Raw genomic sequence first — 15,307 nt, forward strand, 5'->3', positions numbered from 1 at the left:
CATGTCGAGAAAACGACATGCACTAATACAGCACTTTTTTACGTTGCTGTTTTTTCGCTCCGTGCTTGTTTTTTGTATCAAGTCGTCGGCGTTGAGAAGCGCGGGTTGGTTTCGTTTTAATACGCTTCTTCTCCTGTAAAGCGGCAGCTTTTATCAATGCTTGAAGCCGATTTAGGGCGTCTTCCTTATTTTGTTCTTGTGTCCGAAATTGTTGCGCTTTGATGATGATCACGCCATCTTTACTTATACGACTATCAGAAAGTGCAAGTAATCGCTCTTTGTAAAAGTCAGGTAAGCTGGAATTCCGGATATCAAAGCGCAGGTGTATAGCGGACGCTACCTTGTTAACGTTCTGGCCACCATTTCCTTGAGCTCTAATTGGGGATAATTGAATTTCCCACTCTTGAATTGTGACGGAGTTCGAAATTTTGAGCATGATAAGTAAATGCCGGTAAGGACGATTGAAAGAGCTGATAAATTAACATTACAGATGCACAAATAGAAGAAAAGACATGAGCACGATTGATTTTAGACCCTATGAGGGATTCATATTTGATATGGATGGTACTCTAATCGATACCATGCCAGCCCACTTGGCAGCTTGGCAAGCAACTGCTGAGCGTTTTGATTTTCCGTTTTGTCAGGAGTGGTTTCACAGTTTGGGAGGGATGCCGAGCTTTAAAATTGTTGAGGAACTAAATCGTGTGCATGAGCTTTCGTTAGATCCTAAAACTGTCGCGACATTTAAAATGGAAACATTCGCTGCTATGGAGCTTCATGGTGACGTTATTCCTTGCACGAACATCGTGTTAGAGGAATATTTAGGCCATAAGAAAATTGCAGTCGGGACTGGCAGCCAACGAGAAAGTGCCATGCGCTTATTAAGCCATGCAGGTTTATTAGACAAGTTGGATGTTGTAGTAACCGCGAGTGATGTAGAGAACCATAAACCCTTTCCAGATACCTTTTTGGTGGCCGCGGAACAACTCGACTTGGAGGCGTCACAGTGTCTTGTGTTCGAGGATACTGAGCTGGGGAAGCGAGCGGCGCATGCAGCTGGTATGGATTGCGTTATGGTGCAAGATAATGAGTTGATCTTTTTCCCAAAACCATAGTGGCAATATCCCTTAATATGAGATCAAAATGGGGTGCAAATGCACCCCATTAATTTTTACCACATCATCGATCATGAATCATAGATGCTTATTCTGGTTGAACTAGCTCTTGGTATTCAAATGAAGGTACCACAACTTCTACGCGACGGTTTTTCTCACGACCTTCGCGAGTGCTGTTGTCAGCAACTGGGTTTTCTTCACCCATACCTTTAACTGTCAAACGATCTGAACCAATGCCAGCTGCGGTTAGGTAATCAGCAACAGATTGAGCACGACGCTCAGACAGTTTTTGGTTGTATGCCGCAGGGCCTGAGCTATCCGTGTAACCAGTAATCTCTACTTGAGCTTGAGGATATTCGTTCAAGAATGAAACAAAGTTGTCCAGACGTTCAGAAACGGACTCTGTTAACTTAGCACTATCGAATTCAAACGTACCTGTACCGTACTCTTCTTTGTGCACCTTGCTCATCATCACTGGTTCTGGATCTGGCTCGATCACTTCTTCCGTTACAACTGCTGCAACAACTGGAGCTGCTGCGAATTTGTAGTTAACACCGATACCAAAGAAGTTAGCATCCATGTCGTCCCACACGTCGTCAGACATGTCTTGGTAACGTTGGTATTCAGCGCGAACACTCCAGTTTCTATCGATCGAGTATTCAGCACCCAAAGAACCTGTTGGGACAAAGTCTGTTTCGTCATCAGACATCATGTAAGCACCACCGATCTTAGCAAACAGATTCCAAGAGTCGTTTAAGTGCCAGTTGAATTTAGGTGCAAGTGTTAAAGCCGTTAGATTGCCGTCAATCGTATTAATCGTATTAGCCCCTGACCTAGAGTTTCCTTCATAGTCGCCTAAGAAGTCTACGCCGTACTCTAGCCCGATGATATCGGTAAAGTCATAACCGATATGTAGTCCTGCACCGAACGCTTCATCATCACAAGGGCTATTTAGATAGCAAGCGTCGTCAAGTGTAGTCATGCCCACTTTGCCCCCGATGTACATTTCAGCTTGAGCAGAGTTTAAAAGCGCGCTACTACCAGCTACCACTGCTGCTACTGCAATTGCTACTTTGTTCATAATGTTTCCTTGTATTGATTGCATATTAACTTCTACTTCGTTTTATCAAAAAATTAGAAAAAACCAGCGTTTATAAGAAATTAGTTTAATATTCTAATCATTTCATATCAAGCAACAATATATTTGAACTTGATCAACATTTACTACCCAAAAATACCTCACAAACTTCTGATATTTCTTACATTGTAGTAAAGATTTTTTGGTGCATAAGAAAATTGATGATTATTTTGAACTTTTTTTCGTAAACTTTACTTTACATTGTGCGCGGTGGTTAACAGGTGGTTTTTATTTGCATTTATTTGCAAAAACTGATTGCAAGTCTACGCCTAAGCCGATAAGTTACTTAAACGCTAGACAGAAAATGACCACAGCCCTTGATGCTGCTCGCTTTGTGAACAATGTTGCAATGAGTTCAGTTGGTAAAAATGGGGTCGGAAATAAAACCAGGAAGTAGAAGTAATGTTTCAAACTGATGATGTAAGAATAAATAGAGTAAAAGAGTTATTGCCACCTGTTGCAGTATTAGAGAAGTTCCCAGCGACTGAAACCGCTTCTTCGACCACTTTTGATTGCCGTAACGCCATTCACAATATTCTTGAAGGAAAAGACGATCGATTACTCGTGATCGTTGGCCCGTGTTCTATTCACGATCCGGCTGCCGCGGTTGAGTACGGCAAAAAGCTAAAAGTACTACGTGATGAACTGGGCGAGCAGCTTGAGGTTGTTATGCGAGTTTATTTTGAAAAGCCGCGTACGACCGTTGGTTGGAAAGGCCTTATCAATGACCCTTACTTAAATGACACCTATAAGCTAAATGATGGTCTACGTATCGGACGTAAACTTCTTCTTGATCTAACCGATATGGGCTTGCCAACGGCAAGTGAATTCTTAGATATGATCACACCTCAGTACGTGGCGGATTTGATCAGTTGGGGCGCTATCGGTGCTCGTACGACAGAATCTCAGGTTCACCGCGAGCTAGCTTCTGGTCTTTCTTGTCCTGTAGGTTTCAAAAACGGTACTGACGGGAATATTAAAATAGCGAGCGACGCGATTCGTTCTGCAAGCGCTTCCCATCACTTCCTTTCAGTAACAAAATACGGTCATTCCGCGATCGTAGAAACCGCTGGTAATCCAGACTGCCATATTATTCTACGTGGCGGTAAAGAACCAAACTACAGTGCAGCACATGTAGCTCAAATTAAAGATGAGCTGGACACTGCAGGTCTGCCGAAAAAAGTGATGATTGATTTTAGCCATGCTAACAGCTCGAAGCAGTTCAAGCGTCAAATGCTGGTGTCTGATGATGTATCCGAGCAAATCTCTGGTGGCGAAGAAGCCATTTTTGGAGTGATGATCGAGTCTCATTTAGTTGAAGGTCGCCAAGACTTAGTGGATGGTAAAGCAGCCACTTATGGTCAGTCGATCACTGATGCATGTATTGGCTGGGAAGACACGGAAACGGTACTTCGTCAGCTTTCTGATGCAGTAAAAGCGCGCCGCAACAAGTAAGCTCAACAGAAAAACTTTTTAAAAGCGAAAAGTGAATAGTGAAGAGCCAGAGGTACTATGCCTCTGGCTCTTTTTGTTGAGAATTACTCTCATATCTTTCTATTGTTTCTGCTTTCCTATATGTTATCTGTATACGTTGTAACCAAAAGGAATTTGGAATTGAATCGTAATGTATGGCTTCTATCCCTCTGCCAAGCCTTATTAATGACAGGGAATATTTTACTCATATCTGTTATTGCCCTTATTGGCAAAACACTTGCGCCGTCATCAAGTTTTATCACATTACCAGTTGCACTGCAGTTTTTGGGACTGATGGCCGCGACAATTCCTGCGTCGCTAATTATGGGCAAGTTAGGGCGTCGCCTTGGTTTTAGCCTTGGTAATGTCATTGGCATTTTGGGTGCTAGTCTAGCGACGTATGCATTAAGTCAACAAAACTTCTATCTGTTCTGCATGTCTACGTTTTTGCTTGGTGTTGGTATAGGTTTCGGTACTCTATACAGGTTTGCTGCCATTGAAGTGTGTGAAGAGTCGGCAAGGCATAGGGCGATTTCGATATCTATGGCGGGTGGGGTGTTAGCGGCGATCCTTGGGCCTAATCTGGCCGTGTACTCGCAGCAGTGGTCAGATGATGGCTTATACATTAGTGCATTTGCTGTGCTTGTCGTGCTTTATATAACCGCGTTGGTTGTGCTGCAAACCATTCGTTTTCCACCTGCACACACGCAGGCGCTACACGCTAAGGCGGATAAGCTGAGACTGATTATTCGTCGACCTAATTTCATGCTGGCCGTTATCGCGGCAATGGTTGCGTACGCGGTGATGAACATTTTAATGACAGCAACTCCTTTAGCGATGATTGGTTGTGGCTTTGATTTTGATAAAGCGGCGGGAGTGATCGAATGGCACGTGTTGGGTATGTTTGCACCTGCGTTTGTCACGGGCCGTCTGATAGAGCGGTTTGGCGCTAAGAATATGATTTTAGCGGGTGGATTGCTATTTGTTGCTTGTATTGGAATTAATATACATGGAGTGTCTATCTGGCATTTTAGTCTTGCTTTAATCCTGTTAGGAATAGGGTGGAACTTTATGTTTATCGCAGCAACTGGGCTGTTTAGTCAAAGCTATGAAGCGAAAAACAGAAGCAAGGCTCAAGCGTTTAATGAATTCTTCGTGTTCAGTTGTGTCACCATCACCGCATTACTATCTGGTTGGCTTGAGTCTACCGTAGGTTGGCAGAATCTTAATTTGTATGTTCTTCCATTTGTGTTACTCGTTATCGCGATGTTTGCGTTAAAAACGAATAAAAAGCCAGAATCACAAACCGCTTAATTAAGTCTTAATATATAACCCGGCCTATCGTGTCGGGTTTGTTTATTAGCTCAAATCAACAATCTCTTCTTTATGTTTTTATCGATAATGTGAATTCCCACAATAAAAATGTCGATTTGATAAGACTTTTTATCTAACTTTTTGTAATAAAAATAAAAATCCTGTATATATCTTGCCGAAAATCAATAAAAACTAAAGAAGTTTCGTCTATGTCAGCCAATATTTCTCATAAAGCTCAAGAAACTCTCGTGAGGGAGTCTGAGGAACTCGTCTCAACAACGAACTTACAAGGTGTTATTACATATTGTAATGAAGCCTTTTGCCGCGTTGCTGAATACACTCACGAAGAACTTGTCGGTCAGAACCACAATATAGTTCGTCATAATGATATGCCTAAAGCCGCTTTCGGTGATATGTGGGCACGCCTTAAACAAGGTAAAGCCTGGCGTGGAATGGTTAAGAATTCCACTAAGTCTGGCGGTTACTATTGGGTTGATGCTTATGTCACCCCTATCTACGAAGACAACCATGTTGTTGGGTATCAATCAGTGCGCGTGAAACCAAAGCGAGAGTGGGTTGATATTGCGACAAAAGCCTACAAAAGCATGCGTGCTGCAGAGAAGTCTGGCCGAACTTGGTCGTTGAAAATCAATGAAACCATTCGCTATGCGATTCTACTTGGTGCACTAACCGCACCTGCAACCGCATATGCGTTGTCTGTTGAAGGGCCGTTGGCTTGGCTTGCAAGTGCGTTACCTGCAAGTGTTCTAGCTCTGTTATTCCGCCAAGAGTTAATTGATACACCTCAGCAACTTAAAAAGTTACAAAAGCAATATGACAGCGTAAGTCGCTTGATCTATTCTGGTAACACGGCATTTTCGATTGCCGATTTCCATATCAAAATGCTATCCGCAAGAATTCGAACCGTGTTAGGAAGGATGACTGACTCCGCATTGCCTTTGCAGCATTGCGCCGAAGAGCTTAGTCAAACAACGGCAGAAGTCTCGGCTGCATTAAATCAGCAAAATACCGATATTCATCGTGTGCGAGATGCTACCCAAGAGGTGGAGTCGTCGGCAAATTCGGTTTCTTCGAGTACCAATGATGCCCATATGTTGATTGATGATACATTGAAGTCATGCTTGATGGCGAAGGAGACCATCGATCAAACGCACACCAATCTAGCGAAGTTAAGCCTTCAAGCTGAAAAAGCGACGGAAACGACGTATCAACTGAGTGATCAGGCGCAGAAGGTGAACCATTTGATGGAAGAGATTGGTGGGATCGCAGAGCAAACCAATTTACTGGCACTCAACGCGGCGATTGAAGCGGCAAGAGCAGGGGAGCAAGGTCGTGGTTTTGCTGTTGTAGCTGATGAGGTCCGCGCGCTTTCTGGGCGAACATCCAATGCAACTGAACAAATCCAAGCCTCTATCTCCACTATGTTGGCAACGATTCAAAGTTGGCAGAAAGATATTCTGGCAAACAAAGAGCAAACCGATGCCTGTTCTCAAGTAGCAGAACAAAGCGCGTTGCGTTTGTCTGAAGTTGAACAGATGATGCAAACCATGAGTGGGCTGATGGTTGATGTAGCAGAAGCGGCGAATAACCAGTTAAAGCTATCTAGTGATGTAAACCAGCACATTCATTCTATTGCTTCGACCGCAGAACAAAACTTGGCAGCAACACATTCAGTTGAGCAAAATAGCCGACAGTTGAAAGACCAAGTACAAGATTTCTATCAGCTCGCACTTCGATTTGAAGACAAATAGTCGTAACGAAAGTTGTGATGTTTATGTCCTGGCTGCGTTTATGCGAATAGGAGCCAGATAAAAGAAAGCCCCGCCATTGCTGGTGGGGCTTTTCAGTTTTCACATTCGCAATAGAGAAAACTGACTACCTTTTTACTGCAATTACGCGAGTAGCTCTTTTGCTGTGTTCACTACGTTTTCAGTTGTGAAACCAAACATTTTGAATAGTTCGCCAGCTGGTGCAGATTCACCGAATGAAGTCATACCGATGATGCGACCGTCGAAGCCTACGTACTTGTACCAGAAGTCAGCAATACCTGCTTCAATTGCGATACGTGCTGTTACGTCTGATGGCAGTACAGCTTCACGGTAAGCGGCGTCTTGTTTGTCGAATGCGTCTGTTGATGGCATTGAAACAACGCGTACTTTCTTACCTTCAGCAGTTAGCTGTGCTGCTGCTTCTACTGCTAGTTCAACTTCAGAACCTGTTGCGATAAGGATTAGCTCTGGCTTGCCTTCGCAATCTTTCAGAATGTAAGCACCTTTCGCGATGTCTGCTACTTGTTCTACTGTGCGCTCTTGTTGCGCAAGGTTTTGACGAGAGAAGATAAGTGCTGTCGGTGCATCTTTACGTTCAATCGCTAGTTTCCAAGCTACAGCGGACTCAACTTGGTCACATGGACGCCATGTGCTCATGTTTGGTGTTAGGCGTAGCGATGCCATTTGCTCAACTGGTTGGTGAGTTGGACCATCTTCGCCAAGACCGATAGAGTCATGCGTGTACACTTGGATGTTCTGAATTTTCATCAGTGCAGCCATACGCATTGCGTTACGTGCATACTCCATGAACATTAGGAATGTTGCGCCGTAAGGAACGAAACCACCGTGTAGCGCGATACCGTTCATGATCGCTGTCATACCGAATTCACGTACGCCGTAGTGGATGTAGTTACCAGAGAAGTCGCTTGCTTCTAGAGACTTAGAACCAGACCACATTGTTAGGTTAGAAGGTGCTAGGTCAGCAGAGCCACCCATGAACTCTGGTAGTAGAGCACCAAATGCTTCTAGAGCATTTTGAGACGCTTTACGTGATGCAATGTTTGCTGGGTTAGCTTGAAGATCAGCAATGATTTGGCTTGCTTTCTCTTCCCACTGTGCAGGAAGCTCACCGTTTACGCGGCGTTTAAATTCAGCTGCCAGCTCAGGGTACGCTGCTTCATAAGCTGCAAATTTCTCGTTCCACGCTGCTTCCTTAGCTGCGCCTGTTTCTTTCGCTGACCATTCTGCGTAGACTTCTTGCGGAATTTCAAAAGGACCGTGCTCCCAACCTAGTTCTTTGCGTGTTGCTGCGATTTCTTCTGCACCTAGTGGCGCACCGTGACAATCGTGTGAACCAGATTTGTTTGGTGAACCAAAACCGATGATAGTCTTAGTACAGATAAGTGTAGGACGTGGATCCGCTTTCGCCGCTTCAATTGCTGCGTTGATTGCTGCAGCGTCGTGGCCGTCTACCGCTGGAATTACATGCCAGCCGTACGCTTCAAAACGCTTAGGTGTATCGTCAGAGAACCAACCTTCAACGTGACCGTCGATAGAGATGCCGTTGTCATCCCAGAACGCGATCAGTTTGCCTAGACCTAGTGTACCAGCCAGAGAACATGCCTCGTGCGAAATACCTTCCATCAGACAGCCGTCGCCCATGAACACGTAAGTGAAGTGGTCAACGATGTCGTGGCCTTCTTTGTTGAACTGTGCTGCTAGCGCTTTTTCAGCTAGAGCCATACCAACCGCGTTAGTGATGCCTTGACCTAGCGGACCCGTTGTGGTCTCGATACCTGGCGCGTAACCATACTCTGGGTGACCAGGAGTTTTAGAGTGAAGCTGACGGAAGTTTTTCAGATCGTCGATAGACAACTCGTAACCTGCAAGGTGCAGTAGAGAGTAAATCAGCATTGAGCCGTGGCCGTTAGACAGTACGAAACGGTCGCGGTCTGCCCACTCAGGGTTTGATGGGTTGTGGTTTAGATGAGAGCGCCAAAGAACTTCAGCGATGTCAGCCATACCCATAGGTGCACCTGGGTGACCAGAGTTAGCTTGTTGAACACCATCCATGCTTAGCGCACGGATTGCATTTGCTAGATGTTTACGATCCATAGTGATTACTTCTCGATATTTGATTTAAATAGAGGGAACTCGCCGAAACAAGTTCAAATAGAATTTTTTGAAAATAGTGCTGATGGTAAAAGCGAGTAGACGGGCTACTCGCTTTTGGTAAGCAATTAAAGCTTAGCTTCGATCATCGCTTCTAGTTTGCCTTGGTCAACGGCGAAGTTGCGGATACCTTCAGCCAGCTTCTCAACAGCCATTGGGTCTTGGTTATGTTCCCATAGGAACTCTGCGTGAGTCATTGGTGCTGGACGCTCAGCTGCGCCTTTAGAATCAACTAGTTTCTCAACTACTTCACCCTCAGCTGCTTCTAGTTCTGCAAGTAGAGCAGGAGCGATAGTTAGACGGTCACAACCAGCTAGTTCTAAGATCTCACCGATGTTACGGAAGCTTGCGCCCATAACTACAGTTTTGTAGCCGTATTCTTTGTAGTAGTTGTAGATCTTAGTTACAGATAGTACGCCTGGATCTTCTTGAGCTTCGAAGTCACGGCCTTCTTTCGCTTTGTACCAGTCCATGATACGACCAACGAATGGCGAGATTAGGAATACACCCGCTTCTGCACAAGCACGTGCTTGAGCGAACGAGAATAGAAGCGTTAGGTTACAGTTGATGCCTTCTTTTTCTAGGATCTCAGCTGCGCGAATGCCTTCCCAAGTTGAAGCCAGTTTGATAAGGATACGGTCGTTAGTGATGCCAGCATCGTTGTACATTTTCACTAGTTGACGAGCTTTCGCTACGCTGCCTTCCATATCGTAAGATAGACGAGCGTCTACTTCTGTAGAGATACGACCTGGGATAGTTTTTAGGATTTCTTTACCGATGTTTACTGCAAGCATGTCACAAGTATCTTGAACTTGTTGAGCTTTGTCGTTGCTCTGTGCTTTAGCGTATTCGATTGAAGCATCGATTAGAGGTGCGTACTCTGCGATTTGAGCGGCTTTAAGGATAAGAGAAGGGTTAGTTGTTGCGTCTTCTGGCTGATACTTTTTAATTGCATCAATTTCGCCAGTGTCTGCTACTACAGTCGTTAGTTTACGAAGTTGCTCTAACTTGTTGCTCATAATCGATCATCCTATTTAAATGGGCTTAAGCGTGATTTTTGTTATCACAGCTTGTGCATTTGCAAGCGAGTTAGCTAACCGTCTCATCGCATTTAATGAGACATCTGCTCAGCCAACTACGGAAAATTTCGTTACCGAACAAATGCTATGAACATTTGATCGATAGCTGAGTAAATGATGTGTCCATATTTATCCTATCTATGCTGAAAGTCAATCGCTGAAATGGACTTATAGTGAACTTCATCAACGTTTTTTTACTGTGTGTTTAGTGGTTAACCCAAATAAACGTTTGCCCTTATTGTTCAAAGCTTGAGCGTTGTCCAAGAGGGTAAAAAATTGTAGTGAGAAAATGTTATTGCGATGAGCAAATGTAGCGTTTAAATTGATAAAGAACATATGCTAAGTCAATGAGCATATGTTCACTTATTGCATACAATATCGATCCTCTTAAAGGGCGAGAGAAACCATGAGCAGTTCTAATCAAGATATTTCCATTGAAAACACGGATTTGTTGACAGAGATTTCCGTCGCGTATTATCAAGACGGTGCGACTCAGGAAGAGATATCGAGAAAATTTGCCATATCACGCGCAAAGGTCGGGCGAATGCTCAAGCAGGCGCGTGATGAAGGCATTGTTGAAATTACCGTTAAATACCATCCGGTGTTCAGCGCCAAGATCGAACAACGTTTGATCGAGCGATTCGGCGTTAAGCGCGCGCTTGTTGCTCTTGATCAACCGAATGAAGAAGCGCAACGACTACAGGTATCGGGATTGGTGTCCAATTATCTCACTAGCACGCTCAAAAACGGCATGGTGGTGACGGTCGGACAAGGGCGCAACGTGTCGTCTGTCGCTCACCATATTGGTGTTATTACGCCGCGTGACTGTAAATTTGTGTGTGGCATTGGTGGTATTCACCCGCGTGGCGGTATGTATAACGCCGACCATATTTGTCGTCAGTTGGCGAAGAAATATGGGGGAACCTCTGAAACCCTTTATGCGCCGGCATACGCAGAAAATAGAGAACAGAAGTTGGCCTTCATGCAAAATGCAACCGTGAAACAAACGCTCGACCTAGCACGTAAAGCCGATGTTGCTTTGGTTGGTATTGGTGACATGAGCGAAAACAGTTACATGGTCGACTTAGGTTGGTTTACGCCTGATGAAGTGGTTCAGTCGAGACTTCAACAAGGTGTGGTAGGGGATTTTGCAGGTTATGACTTCTTTGATATTCACGGTAATGTAGCGAACACGGTAATGAGTGACCGAGTAATTGGACTTGGTATTGAAGAGTTTCGGCCGATCTCGGAAGTCATTGCGATCGCAGCTGAGAACAGCAAGCCACTCGCTCTACTCGGAGCATTAAGAACTGGAGCGATAGACGTGATCGCCACGAGCGTTAGCAACGCATTAACCGTGCTCAACTTAGATGAGCAAATGCACGGCAACGCGACATCTGAACGCTAACGGAAATAGTCGGCTTTTGATGTAGTCAGGCTATGAGGGGTGACAAATCACTCATAGCCAGTTTCTATTTCGAAATGACAAGTTTGGTTTAGAAGCTGCGTTTAGTTTATTGGAACACATCATCTTTAGATAAACGTAAGATACTTTGTTAAACAGACACTTGTCTTAACACTCGATAGGTAGAGAGTGGTCTGCACCCCATTCGGTCCAAGAACCGTCGTACACCGACAGGTTGTCCAGACCAATTTGATACGCCGCGAGTAATAAAATGCATGCGGTTACACCGGAACCGCAACTAAAAATAATCGAATTGTCACTATCTATCGTTAGTGCGCTAAATATCTGTTGCAACTCTGAATTTGGTTTAATGTGACCGTTGGCCAAGAGTTCTTGAAACGGTAAGCAAACCGAATTTGGAATGTGCCCACTACGTAGACCTTCTCGTGGCTCAGGCACTTCACCAAGGAAGCGAGCTTTGGCTCTGGCATCGATGATATTGGCACTTTTATTGGTTGAATGAGCAAGAACATCTTGTGCATTCAAAAAGGCATTTTGGTTGAGCTTGCCCGCAAAGTTGCCTTCTTCGCTTGGTTGCGATAGGGCACTTTCGGCAGGGAGTCCTGCTTCAATCCAAGCTGGAAGACCGCCATTTAAGACTCGGACATTGTCATGCCCCATGGCTTTGAACATCCACCAAGCTCTTGGTGCCGCTAAAGTGCCTGAGTTGTCATAAACCACAATCAAGTCTTCGTTGTTCAAACCGAGTTGTTGCGCACTTTGGTTGAAGCCTTCTTCTGTTGGCATCATATGCGGTAGGGAGGAGCCGGGTAAGCAAAAGTCATTGTCGTAATCAAAGCGTAAAGTATTTGGAATCCACTTATCTTGAATCTTTTTGCCTTCAGAAGGGATTTGAAACGCAATACTAGCGTCGAGGAGCTTGACGTTAGGTTGGCCGAGAAGGCTATTGAGTTCATCAGTACTAATCAGTGCGTGCATTGTCTTTAGTTTGCTAGGTGGATAATCTTACTGTTTTACAACAAAAAAATCGCATGTTCAAAAGAACGATGCGATTTTTAAGTTAAAGATTGAAGATTTGTTCTGAAAGACAGCTTTCGATTTACCCAGTTACATGGTCCAAGTGTTGTCTCCAGAAGTAATCACTTTCTGAATTGGGTCACTACCGTCATAGAACCAAATTTCAACAAGTAGGCTACCTTGGCTATCAGAAACATTAAAGTCGACATTTGCTGTACCATTGTTGAGTGGAACCGATGCGACTTTGCTTGGGTATTTTGCATCGTAGTTACCTGAACTGTTCTCGACAAACTCTTTGTACACGCTTAGGTGTGCTCGTTGTGAAGAGAAACCACTGATGTCTACATTGAGCGTACCTTCCGTCACTGGGTTGTAGCTAAAGCCATCTGGTACTACTAGATCCTGCATGGTTGCATCTTCCACTGTTACCGTTGTCTCTTCTTCAGTAGTTTCTTCCTGCTGGGTAGTATCTTCCTCTGGCACCGTGGTTTGGGTTGGTGGAGGTGGTGTACTGTTACCACCTCCGCCGCCACCGCCTCCGCCACAAGCTGTTAGTGCTAATCCCATGATGATTGTGATAAGTGCTTTCATAATGTTATCTCCCTATGGAATGTAGCATTTGTTAGGTGTTGGAGCGGTGTGCCAATCTGTGCTTAGTTCGCCACCAGACTCAGCCCAAGCTTGGAATTGAGGGTATGCATCGACCATGTCTACACGCTCTAGCGGCCAATCCCAATCTTCTACTATCAACAGTGCCCAAGGTAAGTTGTTTGCTGTTTTGAAGTACACACCTTGTGCAGGGTCACTTGCATCGACGCCGACACCGAAGAGGTTTTGGTCATCAAACTGTTCTGTTGGTGCTTGGTCTGCTAAGTGAACTTCCCATTTACGACCTGGTTGGAAGGTAATCCCGTCGCCATGGTAAGTGCCCGGTGTTGCAAAGATGAACGGGTCGTATGGCATGGCTTGAATCGCTGAACGGTCAGAGCCTTCAGTGAAGTAAACATTCAAGGTAAAGGTGAGTGAAACGTTATCATCACAGCCAGGCTCTGTGCGGAAGTAGCTACAGCTGCTCGCCGCGTGTGTGCTTAAGTCTTCACTGATGATGAAAATTGCTTCATCAGAAATACTTTCCAAGCCATTAGATGCTTGCTCTACACCATTGAAGGATAGCGTCGTTAATCCATTTTCAATCGAGCTTCTCAATACACCCGGTAGTCGGATTGCGAAGCCATTTTTGTAGCTTGCGCCGTAAGCCGCTAGGTCACCTGTAATCTGAATATTCTCAACATGACCAGCAAGACTGGTTTCAGTGATGCGGAATTTCACGACCACATCGTTCATGTCGTAGTCTGCGGTGTATGGCCAATTATCTTCATAAGCCACGGTGGCGTAATCTTCTGCACTCGGGAAATATTCCACTGAGTAGCCATTACCAGTGATGGTAATTGGGTAATCTTCCACCTCACCAGATGTCGAACCACCATCGTAGTTTAATCCGGTTTGTTGGCTAAAGCGGAATCGACTCCAGCTTGAACCTTCCGTTGCAGCGGTTGAAACGACAAACGGTAGGGGATTATTACCCGCAGACAGTAATTGGTCAGTAAAGACCTGTTCGCCTTCATCATCAAAGTCACCATCGCGGTTCCAGTCAAACCATGCTGATAGGTAGCCAGAAGTAGAAGCTGTCACATTCACAATTGAGCTTAAGCCTGGATCAAGTGCGGATACAAAACCAACACCATCTTCATCGGCTGTGCCCACAGAGTTGTCGTTTGCTTGACCGTCGGCATCACCATCTGGAGCGACGGAACCAAGCCAAGTTACACCGTCCACTTCGTGACGAGGACCGTTTGACGCAAGTGTTGTGTGGTAGCTGTCTGGAGCATCACCGAAATCAATTGGCTCGTCTTCGTTAATCACCGGAGCATTTGCACAACGTGCACCGTCATTTTGGCTTGAGCTTGGACCGTTGGATACAAACTCAACCGCAGGAACGATACCTGCTGCGATATTGGCTGCGTTACCTTCCGAAAGGTCAACGCGATAGATTTTGCCATCTTGGTTACGTGACACGTAGTAGTTGCCGTTAACATCGAAGTAGCCAGCACCAAATGTGCCTTTCTCACCTGTGTCACCTATCGCAGTTGCGCTACCATTTGATGGGTTGAACTGATATAGCAAACCAGAGTTGTTGTCGATGCCGTAAAGGGAGCCATCACCTGGATGGAATGCAAAGTCGGTTAGGTTCACAGTCGCTGTTGAGCTGATTTTCACGATGCTCAATGTCGCATTTGGATCAGAATCGAGCGGAGAAAGGTCAATGGAGAAAAGTCCTTTGCCTTTGCGGTACAAGTAGTAGACGTGGTTGTAAACGTCACCTACGTAAAACGTGTGGTCGGTAGGAAGACCCGAAACATTAAGTGTCTCTGCTTGGAAGTCTTGACCAAGACGAACAATCTTTTTGTTTGTGGTGTCGTAGCCGTAGATATAACGGTCAGTGAAGTTAAAGCCTACACCGTTGATGCCCGAAGCCAAACCTGTGTCGTCCTCTAAAAGAGTCGTAGAGCCTGTAACCAAATTGACGCCATAGATTTGAACCGGGGTTGATTGGAATAGGTATGCTTGGCTTGGGCACGTATCAAATGGCGCCGCTTGTGCGTAAGCGCTCGCTATTAGAGACCCAAGTAGTAGTGATGTCCTTTTCATAATTCGCCCTCTCATTGGTTCGTGATATATGCAATGAAAGGAATGTGCCAACTTTTAAGTTGTTGAATTTTATA

Annotated in this window: 12 protein-coding genes; 5 read left to right on the forward strand and 7 right to left on the reverse strand. The window is 44.9% G+C overall.

Translation table 11 applies throughout. From position 1 onward, the window contains the following. Positions 1 to 22 precede the first annotated feature (22 nt). Positions 23 to 436 carry an alternative ribosome rescue aminoacyl-tRNA hydrolase ArfB gene (arfB, locus tag R7O13_RS01745; RefSeq protein WP_005389036.1) on the reverse strand — a complete coding sequence of 138 codons (414 nt, stop codon included), beginning with the start codon at positions 434 to 436 and terminating at the stop codon, positions 23 to 25. Between the two features lie 76 nt (positions 437 to 512). Between arfB and R7O13_RS01750 the strand changes: the two genes are divergently transcribed. Further along, entirely contained in the window at positions 513 to 1,115 is a 603-nt protein-coding gene (locus tag R7O13_RS01750; RefSeq protein ID WP_017819896.1) for a beta-phosphoglucomutase family hydrolase, read from the forward strand. 88 nt (positions 1,116 to 1,203) lie between these two features. On the opposite strand, the gene R7O13_RS01755 is transcribed toward R7O13_RS01750, so the two are convergent. Next, on the reverse strand, positions 1,204 to 2,196 hold the full coding sequence (locus R7O13_RS01755) for an OmpA family protein (protein WP_005373499.1): 993 nt from the start codon (positions 2,194 to 2,196) through the stop codon (positions 1,204 to 1,206). A gap of 459 nt (positions 2,197 to 2,655) precedes the next feature. On the opposite strand from R7O13_RS01755, the gene aroG reads away from it, so the two are divergent. The 3 genes from aroG to R7O13_RS01770 all read left to right on the forward strand — a co-directional run bounded on the left by aroG (position 2,656) and on the right by R7O13_RS01770 (position 6,812). Continuing rightward, complete coding sequence (aroG, locus tag R7O13_RS01760) at positions 2,656 to 3,708, forward strand: 3-deoxy-7-phosphoheptulonate synthase AroG (RefSeq protein ID WP_005389030.1); 1,053 nt, start codon at positions 2,656 to 2,658, stop codon at positions 3,706 to 3,708. Between the two features lie 159 nt (positions 3,709 to 3,867). Further along, positions 3,868 to 5,040: an MFS transporter gene (locus R7O13_RS01765; protein ID WP_021035943.1), complete on the forward strand. Its 1,173-nt coding sequence runs from the start codon at positions 3,868 to 3,870 to the stop codon at positions 5,038 to 5,040. A gap of 209 nt (positions 5,041 to 5,249) precedes the next feature. Beyond that, on the forward strand, positions 5,250 to 6,812 hold the full coding sequence (locus R7O13_RS01770) for a methyl-accepting chemotaxis protein (protein ID WP_171342609.1): 1,563 nt from the start codon (positions 5,250 to 5,252) through the stop codon (positions 6,810 to 6,812). A gap of 141 nt (positions 6,813 to 6,953) precedes the next feature. Here the strand turns inward: R7O13_RS01770 and tkt are convergent, their stop codons facing one another. Together tkt and tal are read right to left on the reverse strand one after the other, a co-directional pair. Next, positions 6,954 to 8,945 (reverse strand): transketolase, encoded by a 1,992-nt coding sequence (tkt, locus tag R7O13_RS01775; RefSeq protein WP_239932375.1) that lies wholly within the window; start codon positions 8,943 to 8,945, stop codon positions 6,954 to 6,956. A gap of 125 nt (positions 8,946 to 9,070) precedes the next feature. Beyond that, positions 9,071 to 10,021: a transaldolase gene (gene tal / locus R7O13_RS01780; RefSeq protein ID WP_005373488.1), complete on the reverse strand. Its 951-nt coding sequence runs from the start codon at positions 10,019 to 10,021 to the stop codon at positions 9,071 to 9,073. A gap of 466 nt (positions 10,022 to 10,487) precedes the next feature. Between tal and R7O13_RS01785 the strand changes: the two genes are divergently transcribed. Then, on the forward strand, positions 10,488 to 11,489 hold the full coding sequence (locus R7O13_RS01785; protein ID WP_005387670.1) for a sugar-binding transcriptional regulator: 1,002 nt from the start codon (positions 10,488 to 10,490) through the stop codon (positions 11,487 to 11,489). A 165-nt stretch (positions 11,490 to 11,654) separates the two neighbouring features. Here the strand turns inward: R7O13_RS01785 and R7O13_RS01790 are convergent, their stop codons facing one another. From R7O13_RS01790 to R7O13_RS01800, 3 genes are all read right to left on the reverse strand, one after another. Continuing rightward, positions 11,655 to 12,485, reverse strand: a complete 831-nt coding sequence (locus R7O13_RS01790; RefSeq protein ID WP_262628465.1) for a sulfurtransferase — start codon at positions 12,483 to 12,485, stop codon at positions 11,655 to 11,657. A 129-nt stretch (positions 12,486 to 12,614) separates the two neighbouring features. After that, complete coding sequence (locus R7O13_RS01795; RefSeq protein ID WP_137282758.1) at positions 12,615 to 13,115, reverse strand: hypothetical protein; 501 nt, start codon at positions 13,113 to 13,115, stop codon at positions 12,615 to 12,617. 12 nt (positions 13,116 to 13,127) lie between these two features. Continuing rightward, positions 13,128 to 15,233, reverse strand: a complete 2,106-nt coding sequence (locus R7O13_RS01800; RefSeq protein WP_262628464.1) for an LruC domain-containing protein — start codon at positions 15,231 to 15,233, stop codon at positions 13,128 to 13,130. Positions 15,234 to 15,307: the final 74 nt, after the last annotated feature.

It is taken from the genome of Vibrio sp. Y176 (genome assembly GCF_033438945.1).

Coding starts and splice junctions, on each gene's coding strand:
- R7O13_RS01800 (WP_262628464.1), bottom strand. CDS start 15,233: ATGAAAAGGACATCACTACTACTTGGGTCTCTAATAGCGAGCGCTTAC.
- R7O13_RS01755 (WP_005373499.1), bottom strand. CDS start 2,196: ATGAACAAAGTAGCAATTGCAGTAGCAGCAGTGGTAGCTGGTAGTAGC.
- R7O13_RS01795 (WP_137282758.1), bottom strand. CDS start 13,115: ATGAAAGCACTTATCACAATCATCATGGGATTAGCACTAACAGCTTGT.
- tkt (WP_239932375.1), bottom strand. CDS start 8,945: ATGGATCGTAAACATCTAGCAAATGCAATCCGTGCGCTAAGCATGGAT.
- R7O13_RS01790 (WP_262628465.1), bottom strand. CDS start 12,485: ATGCACGCACTGATTAGTACTGATGAACTCAATAGCCTTCTCGGCCAA.
- aroG (WP_005389030.1), top strand. CDS start 2,656: ATGTTTCAAACTGATGATGTAAGAATAAATAGAGTAAAAGAGTTATTG.
- R7O13_RS01750 (WP_017819896.1), top strand. CDS start 513: ATGAGCACGATTGATTTTAGACCCTATGAGGGATTCATATTTGATATG.
- tal (WP_005373488.1), bottom strand. CDS start 10,021: ATGAGCAACAAGTTAGAGCAACTTCGTAAACTAACGACTGTAGTAGCA.
- R7O13_RS01785 (WP_005387670.1), top strand. CDS start 10,488: ATGAGCAGTTCTAATCAAGATATTTCCATTGAAAACACGGATTTGTTG.
- arfB (WP_005389036.1), bottom strand. CDS start 436: ATGCTCAAAATTTCGAACTCCGTCACAATTCAAGAGTGGGAAATTCAA.
- R7O13_RS01770 (WP_171342609.1), top strand. CDS start 5,250: ATGTCAGCCAATATTTCTCATAAAGCTCAAGAAACTCTCGTGAGGGAG.